Below are 12322 nucleotides of genomic sequence, written 5' to 3'. Positions count from 1 at the left end.
CCCAACTGGAACTTACTATGAATTAGATTATGGTCGCAAAACTAACTGATGTCGCAAAACTTGCAGGTGTCAGCCCTACTACCGTTTCTCGGGTTATCAATAAAAAAGGCTATCTCTCTGAGAAAACCATTCAAAAGGTAAATGAAGCCATGCGAGAATTGGGCTATAAACCCAATAATCTGGCTCGTAGTCTGCAAGGAAAGTCAGCTAAGTTAATCGGCTTGATTTTTCCCAATATTTCCAATGTTTTCTATGCAGAATTAATTGATAAACTGGAACACCAACTCTTCAAAAATGGTTATAAGACCATCATCTGCAACAGTGAGCACGATTCTGAAAAGGAACGCGAATACATCGAAATGTTGGAAGCCAATCAGGTGGACGGCATCATTTCGGGTAGTCACAACTTGGGAATCGAAGACTACAATCGCGTGACAGCGCCAATTATTTCCTTTGACCGAAACCTGTCTCCAGATATTCCTGTCGTCTCCTCTGACAACTATGCTGGTGGGGTCCTTGCTGCCCAGACCTTGGTTAAGACAGGCGCCCAGTCTATCATCATGATTACAGGGAATGACAATTCTAATTCGCCAACTGGACTACGCCACGCTGGTTTTGCTTCTGTACTCCCCAAAGCTCCTATTATCAATGTTTCCAGTGACTTTTCTCCTGTCAGAAAAGAAATGGAAATCAAGAATATCTTAACTCGACAAAAGCCAGATGCCATCTTTGCTTCGGATGATTTGACTGCTATTCTAGTCATTAAAATTGCTCAGGAACTGGGCATTTCTGTCCCAGAAGAGCTTAAAGTCATTGGCTATGATGGGACCTACTTTATCGAGAATTACTATCCTCATTTGACGACTGTGAAGCAACCTATGGAAGAAATTGCCTGCCTCACTGTTGACCTCCTCTTGCAGAAGATCGCAGGTAAGGAAGTCGCGACAACTGGTTACTTTTTACCAGTTACTCTATTACCTGGAAAAAGTATTTAATACTCAATGAAAATCAAAGAGCAAACTAGGAAACTAGCCGCAGGCTGTACTTGAGTACGGTAAGGCGAAGCTGACGTGGTTTGAATTTGATTTTCGAAGAGTATAAGCACAAGAAAACTCAGACCGATCGGTCTGAGTTTTTTTATGATCTTAAGTTTTCTAGATAACGCTGAGCAGTCTCTAAGTTAAAGGTTTTATCTGCGATGAGGCGCTCGACTAGGGGAGCAACTTCAGACTCACTAGCACCTGCTAGGAGTGCTAAGGATTTGGCCTGCAACTTCATGTGACCTTGTTGGATTCCTGTACTCACCAAGGCTTTCAGGGCTGCAAAGTTTTGGGCGAGACCGATAGACACGATAATCTGAGCTAATTCTTTGGCAGAAGGATTTCCCAGTAATTCATGACTGAGGGCTACACGAGGGTTGAGACCGATAGAGCCACCCTTAGTCGCTACAGGCATGGGCAGGGTCATCTCACCGACCAATTCTTCTCTTTCAAGGTTCAGCGTCCATTGACTAAGACCTTGGTAATGTCCATCTCGACTGGCAAAGGCATGGGCCCCGGCTTCGATGGCACGCCAGTCATTACCAGTGGCAATCAAAATGGCATCTATACCATTAAAAATCCCTTTATTATGAGTAGCAGCTCGGTAAGGATCAGCCTGCGCAAACTGACTAGCCAAGGCTATCTTCTCCGCAATTTCTCGTCCTTGATCCTTTTGGCGACTCAAGTAGCGAAAGGCGATACGACAACTTGCAGTCACTAGAGAATCGGTCGCGTAGTTGGACAGGATTCCCATGAGACTCTGTCCCTGACTGAGTTCTTCTAAGACTGGTTTCAAGGCTTCTAGCATGGTGTTGAGCATATTGGCTCCCATGGCTTCTTGGGTATCAACATGGAGATAAACAACGAGAAAGTCTGTTTCGCCTTTTATCTGTTCTACATGCAAATCACGCGCCCCACCTCCACGTTTAACGATAGAAGGATAGGCTTGATTGGCAAGTTCCAAGAGTTCGGCTTTCTTGCTGGCAATTTTCTCTTGCGCTTGTTCAGGATTAGCAACTTGATAAAGGGCTACCTGACCAATCATCTGACGCTCATGGACTTGAGCAGTAAAGCCACCTGCACGCTTGATGATTTTACTTGCATAACTGGCCGCAGCAACCACGGACGGTTCTTCTGTCACATAGGGAACTGTGTATTCCTGACCGTTAACGAGAACTTCTGGGACCAGCGAATAAGGCAGAGAAAAAGTTCCCACCACATTCTCACTCAGCTGGTCTGCCACAGTCACACTCATCTGTTCATCCTGCTCCAGACTCGCTTGTCTCTCAGGACTAAGGAGCGCCTGAGCTTTTAACAGCTCGAGGCGCTCTTGGTATGATTTTTTAGAAAATCCATTCCAACTTATCTTCATTATTTTTCAACCTTGCTATAACGGCGTTGGTGGTCCACAATTTCAACCAAGGCAAAATCTTGATTTTCATAGCCAGCAAACTGGGCAGAATTTGTTTCATCTAACTCTACTTCCTCAAAGAAGACTTTTTCATAGTCTGCAACAGACAGGGCAGTTCGTTGGTTGAGCTTGTTCAAGCGGTCTTTATCCAAATAAGCTTCATATCCTTCAACTAATTCACCACTAAAGAACTCAGCCACAGCACCACTTCCGTAACTATAAAGGGCAATTTTATCGCCAGCCTTCAAGCTATCTGTATTTTCCAAGAGAGACAAAAGTCCAAGGAAAAGTGAACCTGTATAGATATTCCCCACCTTTTGACTGTAGAGAATAGACTGGTCAAAATGCTTTTGCAAGAGGTCTTTTTTCTCTTGAGGCAAGTTCTTATCCATGATTTTTTTCAAGCCTTTTAGCGCTAATTTAGGATAAGGCAAGTGGAAGCAAACAGCCGCAAAATCATCTAAGGTAAGCTGGTAGCGTTTTTGGTATTCAAGCCAAGTCGTTTTCAAACTATCTAGATATTGTTGGGTAGAATAGACACCATTTACATAAGGGGTTGTTGAGTAATTTGGACGCCAAAAATCCATGATATCACGGGTTTGAGCTACATTGTCATTATTAAAGGCCATAATGCGTGGATTTTGTGTAATCAACATGGCCACACTGCCAGCACCCTGAGTTGGTTCTCCTGGAGTTTCAATACCGTACTTGGCAATATCACTAGCAATGACCAATACCTTGGACTCTGGAGAATTTTCCACATGCAATTTGGCATAATGAAGGGCCGCTGTCGCTCCATAGCAGGCTTCTTTAATCTCGAAACTACGAGCAAAGGGCTGGATGCCCAGCAAACCATGCACAAAGACGGCTGCAGCTTTACTTTGGTCAATTCCTGACTCAGTAGCTACAATAACCATGTCAATTTCTTGTCTCTCTTGCTCAGTTAAAATAGAATCACTTGCACTGGCCGCCAAGGTCACGATATCCTCAGTTAAGGGCGCAATACTCAATTCCTTGAGCAAGAGTCCTTTGCTTAATTTTTCAGGGTCAATTCCCCTCGCTTCTGCTAAGTCTTGTAATTTCAAGACATATTGACTGGTCGCAAAACCAATCTTATCAATACCGATTGTCATATTTACCTCTGTTTTATCATTCATTGTAAAAAATCGTTCTATACTATTTTATCACAAATAGCAGTAAAAGAGAGAAAAAAGACTTGATTCACCAAATCAAGTCGCTTATTATTCTAACCATTATGCTGCTTTCTTAAGTAGGAATAAAGTCTAAGAATCACTGTTCCGCTAGCCATGCCAATGGAAATCACCAAAGCCAGCATAACAACCAAGGTTGCACTAGCAATGGCATGACTGTAATCTCCCGTCACAAAAAAGGCAGTTGTCCGATAGGAGAGATAACCCGGAACCAGAGGTGCCAAGATAGCCAAGATAAAGACCACAGCAGGTGTCTTATAAAGAATACTTAAAATCTGGCTGACACAAGAACCGATAATAGCTGCAATAAAAGTAGCCACAATAACATTGGTCGGTTCCTTGAGCAAGAGATAGATTAGCCAGACAGCCATGCCTAAAATCCCTCCAGGTAAGAGCATAGAGCGTTGCACATTGAGTACGATTAAAAAAGTGATAATAGCAAGAAGACTTGCTACTGCTTGTAATAAAAAGGTTGTTAGTGTCATATTAGTTCATCAATACCAAGGCGACAGAAGTTCCCGCCCCTAAAGCAAGGGTAATGAGCAGGGATTCAAACATCTTACTCATACCAGAGTTTATGTGGTTAGTCATAATATCCCGAACCGCATTGGTCAAGGCAATTCCTGGAACAAAAGGCATGACCGCACCAGCTATAATCAAGTCTGCCGTTGAAGGAAAGCCTGTGTAGCGAGTCCAAAACTGGGCTATCATCCCAAAGACGAAGGCTCCAGCAAAGGCTGTCACAAAAGGAATTCGGATAAACTTCTCCACATAGAGGGAAAAGGCAAAACCAAATAAGGTAGCCACTCCTGCCCCAAGTGCGTCGTAGATATTTCCACTAAACATAATTGAAAAGAAAGGAGCACTAAAGGTCGCAGCCAGAGTTACCTTCAACTTAGTATAAGGAAGGGGTTGGGCTTGCAAGGCCGTCAATTGCTTGAAGGCCGTCTCTAAATCAAGATTTCCTCCTACCAACTGACGAGAAATCTGGTTCACATCGCAGACTTTTTCGATGTTATAAGAAGAGGAAGTCACGCGTTTCATTCGCGAAATATTGGTATTTTCAATGGAGAAAAAGATAGCGGCAGGCATGGCAAGAACATTGCAATCCACAATCCCCTGCGAATGCGCAATACGAATCATGGTATCTTCTACACGATGAATTTCTGAGCCACTTTTGAGAAGAATGGTTCCAGCTAACATAATCACATCAATGACGGCATTTAATTCTCTTGATTCTTCCATGCGTTCCTCCTTTTATCAACTCCTTCTATTCTATCACAAATCTGGAGTCAAAAAAAATCTTTGCCATGAAATCATGACAAAGATTCGTTTAATTACGAGAATTTTCGTGGTTTCCTTCACTACTTGATTGAGTAGTAGCAGGTGCATTCCCTCGTTGATTTCCTTGTTGGTTCCCCTGACTTGGTGTTGTAGTAGAACCTTGGTTTCCACGTTGGGCTGGTGCTGATGATGACGTTGACGGCGGTGTTTTTGGTTTGTAGATTGAAATCTTGACACGCGTCTTAGTCAAATCAACCTTTTCACCTGCTCTTGGACTCTGTTCAACGACGGTACCTTCAGTAGTTCCGGAAGGAGCTGTGGTAACTTCTACAACTTCAATGTTGGCTTCTTTAATACCGACAATTTGAACGAGATTATTTTTAGTAAATTCAAGACTGGAACCTGTATAACTTGGCATGACAACACTTGTTACTTTCTTAGCAATAGTTAAAGTAATTGTTGAGGCCTTACTCAAATCATAAGTTGTTCCAGCAGACGGGCTCTGTCTAAGAACTGTTCCTTCTTCACTCTCGCTTGATTCTTCTTCCTCTATCTTGATGAGATTTTCAGGTACCTTCTTCTGCTTGAGCTCTGCGATAACATCGGTCGATTTACGGCCGATATAATTGCTCAATTGGAAAGATTGCTTGCCTGATGAGACAACCAAATTGATTTTCGTTCCTTCTTTTCGACCAGTTCCAGCGTCAGGATCTGTACGGATAATCCGCCCTTCTTCCACCTTTTCACTAGCCTCTGATTTCTCCTCGCCAATCTCAAAATTGGCTTTCTTGAGGGTTTCCTTGGCTTCCGCCACTGTCTGACCTGCCACATTTGGAATGGCAATTGTTGCAGGAGTTCTGGATAGTATCCAAATAAGAGAAGCTGCCACCAATACAATGCTGGCCAACAAAATCATATAGCGAACTCTAAATTTCCGTTTCTTAACAGGCTTGGTTGCGTAATTGTCCTCTGAAGCCTGCTGACTCGGCTTCGCAGTCTGTGGCTTTGGACTTTGTGTTTGCACCTTAGGAATCGAAGTCAAGGTACTTTGTGGAACTTTAGGAAGAGTCTTGGTGTCAGCCTTAGTGGTATCATTAAACACCAATTTAGGCTCATTGCGACGATTATAAGACAAACTACTAGACAAGTCCACATACATCTCTGCAACTGACTGATAACGATCTGTCAATTTCTTGGCAGTTGCCTTGATGACAACATTCTCTAAAGCCTGAGGCACAGATGGATTCTCAGCTATAACCGATGGCAATGGTTTCTGGAAATGCTGGAGGGCGATGGTCACTGCACTATCCCCATCGTAAGGGATATGTCCTGTCAACATCTCATAAAAGATGATCCCCATGGCATAGATATCACTCTGTACAGTCGCTTTAGAACCACGCGCCTGCTCTGGTGACAAGTAATGAACCGAGCCCAGCATAGAGTTGGTCTGAGTCAGACTCGTCTCAGCAAAGGCTACCGCAATCCCAAAATCTGTGACTTTGGCAGTCCCATCTGGTGTCAAGAGGATATTTTGAGGTTTCAAATCGCGGTGAACAATGCCTCTAGTATGGGCTAAGCGCATAGCCAAGAGGATTTGTCCCATGATTCGGACCGCTTCTTCATTTGAAAGAGGATGGTGTTCCTTGATATAGCGTTTGAGGTCAAGTCCTGCTACGTACTCCATAGCTAAGTACTGTTGACCGTCTTCCTCACCAATATCTGTAATCCGAACGATATGAGGATGGTCCAGATCTGCCATAGCTCTCGCTTCACGCTGAAAACGAGCCACTGCAATGGGATCTGTTTGGTAGTTGGTCCTCAGGACCTTTACTGCCACTTCTTCCCCGTCTAGAATCAAATCCTTGGCCAAGTATACATCTGCCATGCCTCCTCGACCAATTTGTTTGATAATCCGATACCGCCCGGCAAAAATCTTGCCGATTTGGATCATTCTTCATCCTCCTCGTTCATAGAAACAAGGGCAACCGTAATATTGTCTAAACCTCCTGCATTGTTAGCAAAACGCACGAGCGTCGCTGTTTTATCTGCCAAAGGAATATCACTGGTTACAATATCACAAATCTCACTGCCTGAAATCATGTTGGTTAATCCGTCGCTATTAAGTAGGAGATAATCTCCTGTCGCAAGGGTAATCATTCCAAAATCAGGCTGAATTTCGTCTTTTTGACCAATTGACTGGGTAATAATATTTTTCTGTGGGTGGCTAGCTGCTTCTTCAGGTGTCAATTGACCAGCCTTGAGCAATTCATTGACCAAAGAATGGTCGCTTGTTAACTGGTGGTATTCTTCTCCACGAATCAAACCGATACGAGAATCCCCAATGTGAGCATAGATAGCCTGATTGCCAATAATAGCAACAGCCTCGAGGGTTGTTCCCATTCCTTTATAAGCTTCATCTTGTCCCAATTGGTTAATCTTTTGATTTTCAATCTCAAGGTTGTTAGCAAACCATTCACGTACTTCATTAACTGTATCGATTTGAGTATCTACCCAAGCTACACCTAGGTCTGTTACCGCCATTTCACTAGCGATATTCCCTGCGCGATGACCTCCCATACCATCAGCTAGGATAATCATAGTACGTCCAGCTCTATTGACATAGTGGTTGACATAGTCTTGGTTATTTGTTCGTTTCTGACCAACATCTGTTAATAATGAAATTTCCATGTGTTAGTTCCTTCCTAATCCGATATCTTGCGAAATTGACTGATGAAGAATCCATCACTTCCATACAATTCAGGTGTAATGAGGATACAGCCGTCTTTCATGATATCCTTACATTCATGTTCTAGTGTTACCTGCTCAAATTCAGGATGACTTTCTAAAAATGCCTGTACGACTTGAAAGTTCTCCTCTGAGACAATAGTACAGGTACTATAAGTTATTATACCACCTTTGCGTAGTGTTTGACAAACACTACCTAATATTTCTAGCTGAATTTCCTGCAAGGAAGCGAAATCTGCCGTTTCTTTATTGTATTTAATGTCTGGTTTGCGTCGCAGAAGACCAATTCCTGAACAGGGAGCATCTACCAAAATCTTATCAAATGAATCCTGACCAAAAAGCTCATGTACCTTTCTGGCATCCAATTTTTGCGTTTGAACCCGATCCGCCACACCCAGACGTTGGGCATTTTCTTGGATTAAGTCCAACTTGTGGTCATACAAGTCCAGAGCAGTAACCTGACCTGTCGTGAGATAAGAGGCTATATGGGCTGTTTTTCCACCCGGAGCCGCACAGGCATCTAGAACCTGCTCATCACCTTGTAAATCAAGCGTCGGAGCAACAAGCTGACTGGACTCGTCTTGAATGGTAATAGCTCCCTCCACAAACAAATCATGTCCTGCAAAATTCCCCTGCTCCTTAACAAGACCAGAAGGAGACAAGGATGAATCACTAGCCTCCAACAAGGCTTGGATTTCCTCTTTTCGACTTAAATCAGTCACTCGGATGCTGGCCTTGTTTCGCACCAAAAGACTTTCAAAAATAGTCTGTGCTCGCTCTTCACCGTATTCTTCCTTGAGCTTGGAAACTAGCCAAACCGGGAGAGAATAGGCAATGGAATTACGCTTGTTTTTTCGCTTGATGCTAGCAATATCTGGCCAGCCTTCACGCAAGATACGGCGAAGGACGGCGTTGACCAATTTTTCACTGCCCTTTTTACGGACTTTGGCCAATTCCACTGCTTCATTGACCACAGCATGATCTGGAATCTTGTCCAAATAGCGGAGTTGGTAGGCACTCATGAGAAGAAGGACATAGATCCAACTGTCTAACCGGTCTCTGTCTTCGATAAAGTGGGATAGGTACCATTCCAGAGTCAGTTTACGTGCTACCGTTCCATAGACTAGCTCGGTCACTAAGCCCTTGTCTGCTGCTGAAAGTTGGCTTCCCTTGAGATGCTTATTTAAGGCAATGTTTGAGTATGCTTGATTGACAAAAACATCCTCTAGCACTGCTAGAGCTAGACTTCTAGCTGTTTCTACTTTAGTCACCAAATCGTTCTCCTACAGTCAATGTGCGTCCAACACCGTTGAGGAAGGAAGCAATGTCCATCTTAGGCTTACCAGCAGGCTGAACTTGTTTGAGAGACAAAGCTCCTTCAGCCGTTGCGACAATCAATTCTTTCTTACCAATAGAGAGGATCTCACCTGGATTTCCCTGGCCTTCTACTGGTAGGGCTTCATAAATCTTAAAGCGGTCACCCTTAAGGAAAGTATGGGCAACAGGCCAGGGGTTCATCCCACGGATTTGGTTGAAAAGTTGACGATTGCTTTTATTCCAGTCCAGTTTTTCTTCTTCGGGTTTTATATTTGGCGAGAAAGTAACCTGACTTGGATCCTGTGGTTCAGGTTTGATTTCCCCAGCAATATAGGCAGGTAAAGTATCCAAAAGCAAATCACGACCAACAAGCGCTAATTTCTCAAATAAGGTACCAACATTGTCCTCATCTGTGATAGGAATACTGCGACGAGAAATCATATCTCCTGCATCCATTTCCTTAACCATTTCCATGATGGTTACACCAGCTTCCTCATCCCCTTGAATCAAGGCATAATGGATTGGCGCTCCACCACGGTGTTTTGGAAGGAGGGAAGCGTGAACATTGACCGCAAAGTCCATGCTATCAAGGAGTTTACTTGGGAGAAACTGGCCAAAAGCAGCAGTCACAATTCCATCTGCTCCTAACTTCATAAGATCTTCCATCTCTGGACTTCCAGATAATTTTTCAGGTTGGTAGATAGGAAGTCCTGCCTCTTTGGCAGCTTGTTTAACTGGGGTTTCCTGGATCACTTTTTTACGTCCGACAGCACGGTCTGGCTGGGTCACAACGGCTAGAATCTCGTAACGGTCATCTGTCAAAAGTCCTTTTAAGACTGTTGCTGAAAAGTCGAGGGTCCCCATAAAGATTAGTTTTGTCATATCTTCTCCTTCTTATAAAAATTGCTGTGGCTCATGGTCAATGCTGAGACGGAGCTCACTATTTTCCCGTTCTTGAGTCAAGGCCAAGACCTGATTGAGGGTCGGCCCCAGCTCATCTTCTAAACGGTATTTAATTAAAATCTGGTAATGATAGAGGTTGTGGGTACGGGCAATGGGTTTGGGCGTTGGCCCCAGAATGTGACTGGTCTCTGACAAGCCTGATCGCAAAATGTTCATGACTTCATAGGCACGTTTGACAACCTCTTCTTCTTTCTTATGAGAAAGGGTAATGCCAATGGTGAAATAGTAAGGTGGATAGCCTAGTTGTCGTCTAATACCCATTTCATAGGCATAAAAGCCTTCGTAATCCTGATCCTTGGCAAATCGAATAGCATAGTGCTGCGGATTATAAGACTGGATCAAGACCTGACCTGCTTTTTCGGCACGTCCAGCTCGTCCAGCAACCTGAGTCAAGAGCTGGAAGGTTCTCTCAGAAGAACGGAAATCAGGTAAATTCAAGGCCGTATCCGCATTTAGAACTCCGACTAGAGTTACATTGGGAAAATCCAATCCCTTGGCAATCATCTGAGTACCTAGTAAAATATCTGCTTCCCCTCGCCCAAACTGGTCAAGTAGAGCTTGATGACTTCCTTTCTTGCGAGTCGTATCCACATCCATGCGCAGAATGCGAGCCTGGGGAAAGAGTTCTGCCAGCTCGTCATAAGCCTTCTGAGTTCCCGTCCCATAGTAACGAATACTTCGGCTCTTACAGTTAGGACAGACCTGAGGAATGTCCTTAGAAAAACCACAATAATGGCAGTTCATGGTCTTAGTATCCATGTGCAAGGTCAAGGAAATGTCACAGTTAGGACAAGTATCCACCGTCCCACACTCTCGACACATGACAAAGCTAGAATAACCACGACGATTGAGCATGAGAACCACCTGCTCTTTTTTAGCCACACGGTCTTGGATGGCTTCTAGCAAAGGAGGTGTAAAGTTTGATGTCTCATTCTGTCCGATATAGTCTCGAAAGTCAATCACTTGAACCTCAGGGATCCTAGCTAAAGGATTGGCGCGTTGGGTCAGACGTAAATGTTGATAAACGCCTTTTCCAGCCCGCGCACGGCTTTCCAAACTAGGAGTTGCTGAACCAAGTACCAGGGCAGCTTGATTGTACTGAGCCCGTAAAATAGCCACCTCTCTAGCATGGTAGCGGGGATTACTGTCTTGCTTATAAGTCGCTTCGTGCTCCTCATCGATAATCATAACACCTAGATTTTTCAGCGGAGCAAAGATGGCCGATCTGGCGCCAACCACAACTTGGGCATCGCCGCGTTCCACCTTGCGCCATTCATCATACTTTTCACCATTAGACAAGCCTGAGTGAAGGATGGCCACTTTCTCACCAAAGCGAGCAATAAAACGCTCCGTCATCTGAGGAGTCAAGGAAATCTCAGGCACTAACAAGATGGCTGTTTTCCCCTTATCCAGGGCTCCTTGGATTATTTGTAAATAAACCTCTGTCTTCCCACTTCCTGTAATCCCTTGAAGGAGAAAGGGAGGTTGATGACTGCCAATCGCACTCACAACCGCATCACGCGCCTGTCTTTGCTCTGGATTCAACTCCAAAGGCTGACTTGCTTCAATTCCTTCAAAATAAGCAGCCGAGCGTTGGACTTCTTTTTGGACTATGGTAACAGCACCTTGTTCCACAAAGAAGTTGACTTGCTCCCGCGAGTAGGACTCTAACAAACTAGCCAAAGAAGCGCTCTCAGGATGAGACAGCAGATAGTCTCTCAATTCCAACTTTTTCTTGGCACGTGCAGAAATCTCTACACCTTCTAACTGAACAAGGTCTACCTCATACCAAGACTGGGTCTTGACCTTCTTTTGATCAATTGCCTGATATTCTAGCCCAAGCAAGCCTTTTCTAGTCAATCGCATCATTTCAGCTTGCTTACCTAAATCTAGAGAAGAAAAGGCAAGTGAATCTTCTGAATCAAACAAGCGCTCTCGGTCTTCATGACTTAGGCCTTCCAGAGGATAGAGAATCTTGTCATAGCTGGAGTTTAGAAATCCCGGTAACATAGCCTTGAGGATAGAGATTTTGTAGGAGAAGACAGATTTGCGTAACTCCTCAGCCAGCCAGAGTTGTTCTTGCGTGAGAACAGGAGAAAAATCCAACACCTCGACAATATCTTTTAAATCTTGCTCTATCTCTTCTTCAGCTGATTGAGAATCCAAATCAAGAACAATCCCTTGAATCAGGCGATTACCCTTACCAAAAGGCACATGAACCCGCATCCCAACTTCTAGCATTCCCTCAAATTCCTTAGGAATCCTGTAACTATAGGGCTGGTCCGTCTGCATCAAAGGCACATCTACGATAATCTTGGCTATGGCCATCTTCTCACCTCCTCCTTGTCAGT

At 44.0% G+C, this 12322-nt stretch carries 10 protein-coding genes; 1 reads left to right on the top strand and 9 read right to left on the bottom strand.

The features are described from left to right. Window positions 1-29: 29 nt before the first annotated feature. Complete coding sequence (locus RYK12_RS09580; protein WP_261014921.1) at window positions 30-995, top strand: LacI family DNA-binding transcriptional regulator; 966 nt, start codon at window positions 30-32, stop codon at window positions 993-995. 142 nt (window positions 996-1137) lie between these two features. Here the strand turns inward: RYK12_RS09580 and RYK12_RS09575 are convergent, their stop codons facing one another. The 9 genes from RYK12_RS09575 to RYK12_RS09535 all read right to left on the bottom strand — a co-directional run bounded on the left by RYK12_RS09575 (window position 1138) and on the right by RYK12_RS09535 (window position 12299). Further along, window positions 1138-2412 carry a hydroxymethylglutaryl-CoA reductase, degradative gene (locus tag RYK12_RS09575; protein ID WP_314848722.1) on the bottom strand — a complete coding sequence of 425 codons (1275 nt, stop codon included), beginning with the start codon at window positions 2410-2412 and terminating at the stop codon, window positions 1138-1140. Beyond that, complete coding sequence (locus tag RYK12_RS09570; protein WP_314848724.1) at window positions 2412-3584, bottom strand: hydroxymethylglutaryl-CoA synthase; 1173 nt, start codon at window positions 3582-3584, stop codon at window positions 2412-2414. The genes RYK12_RS09575 and RYK12_RS09570 overlap by 1 nt, the downstream gene beginning before the upstream one ends. A gap of 113 nt (window positions 3585-3697) precedes the next feature. After that, a complete protein-coding gene (locus RYK12_RS09565) occupies window positions 3698-4147 on the bottom strand; it encodes a threonine/serine exporter family protein (RefSeq protein ID WP_033686494.1) in 450 nt (149 codons plus the stop codon). Between the two features lies 1 nt (window position 4148). Next, complete coding sequence (locus tag RYK12_RS09560) at window positions 4149-4907, bottom strand: threonine/serine exporter family protein (protein ID WP_084886739.1); 759 nt, start codon at window positions 4905-4907, stop codon at window positions 4149-4151. An 88-nt stretch (window positions 4908-4995) separates the two neighbouring features. Beyond that, window positions 4996-6897: a Stk1 family PASTA domain-containing Ser/Thr kinase gene (pknB, locus tag RYK12_RS09555; RefSeq protein WP_314848719.1), complete on the bottom strand. Its 1902-nt coding sequence runs from the start codon at window positions 6895-6897 to the stop codon at window positions 4996-4998. After that, window positions 6894-7634, bottom strand: a complete 741-nt coding sequence (locus RYK12_RS09550; RefSeq protein WP_000406255.1) for a Stp1/IreP family PP2C-type Ser/Thr phosphatase — start codon at window positions 7632-7634, stop codon at window positions 6894-6896. Before RYK12_RS09550 ends, pknB begins: the two co-directional genes overlap by 4 nt. A 14-nt stretch (window positions 7635-7648) precedes the next feature. Beyond that, a complete protein-coding gene (gene rsmB, locus RYK12_RS09545) occupies window positions 7649-8962 on the bottom strand; it encodes a 16S rRNA (cytosine(967)-C(5))-methyltransferase RsmB (RefSeq protein ID WP_314848716.1) in 1314 nt (437 codons plus the stop codon). Then, window positions 8955-9890 carry a methionyl-tRNA formyltransferase gene (gene fmt / locus RYK12_RS09540; protein ID WP_314848714.1) on the bottom strand — a complete coding sequence of 312 codons (936 nt, stop codon included), beginning with the start codon at window positions 9888-9890 and terminating at the stop codon, window positions 8955-8957. The genes rsmB and fmt overlap by 8 nt, the downstream gene beginning before the upstream one ends. Before the next feature lie 12 nt (window positions 9891-9902). Next, entirely contained in the window at window positions 9903-12299 is a 2397-nt protein-coding gene (locus RYK12_RS09535; protein ID WP_314848712.1) for a primosomal protein N', read from the bottom strand. Window positions 12300-12322 lie beyond the last annotated feature (23 nt).

It is taken from the genome of uncultured Streptococcus sp. (assembly GCF_963518475.1).
GTDB lineage: Bacteria > Bacillota > Bacilli > Lactobacillales > Streptococcaceae > Streptococcus.
Note: the sequence above shows the minus strand (reverse complement) of the source record. Positions and strands in the feature narration are given on the sequence as shown.

Coding starts and splice junctions, on each gene's coding strand:
- RYK12_RS09580 (WP_261014921.1), top strand. CDS start 30: ATGGTCGCAAAACTAACTGATGTCGCAAAACTTGCAGGTGTCAGCCCT.
- RYK12_RS09575 (WP_314848722.1), bottom strand. CDS start 2,412: ATGAAGATAAGTTGGAATGGATTTTCTAAAAAATCATACCAAGAGCGC.
- RYK12_RS09570 (WP_314848724.1), bottom strand. CDS start 3,584: ATGACAATCGGTATTGATAAGATTGGTTTTGCGACCAGTCAATATGTC.
- RYK12_RS09565 (WP_033686494.1), bottom strand. CDS start 4,147: ATGACACTAACAACCTTTTTATTACAAGCAGTAGCAAGTCTTCTTGCT.
- RYK12_RS09560 (WP_084886739.1), bottom strand. CDS start 4,907: ATGGAAGAATCAAGAGAATTAAATGCCGTCATTGATGTGATTATGTTA.
- pknB (WP_314848719.1), bottom strand. CDS start 6,897: ATGATCCAAATCGGCAAGATTTTTGCCGGGCGGTATCGGATTATCAAA.
- RYK12_RS09550 (WP_000406255.1), bottom strand. CDS start 7,634: ATGGAAATTTCATTATTAACAGATGTTGGTCAGAAACGAACAAATAAC.
- fmt (WP_314848714.1), bottom strand. CDS start 9,890: ATGACAAAACTAATCTTTATGGGGACCCTCGACTTTTCAGCAACAGTC.
- RYK12_RS09535 (WP_314848712.1), bottom strand. CDS start 12,299: ATGGCCATAGCCAAGATTATCGTAGATGTGCCTTTGATGCAGACGGAC.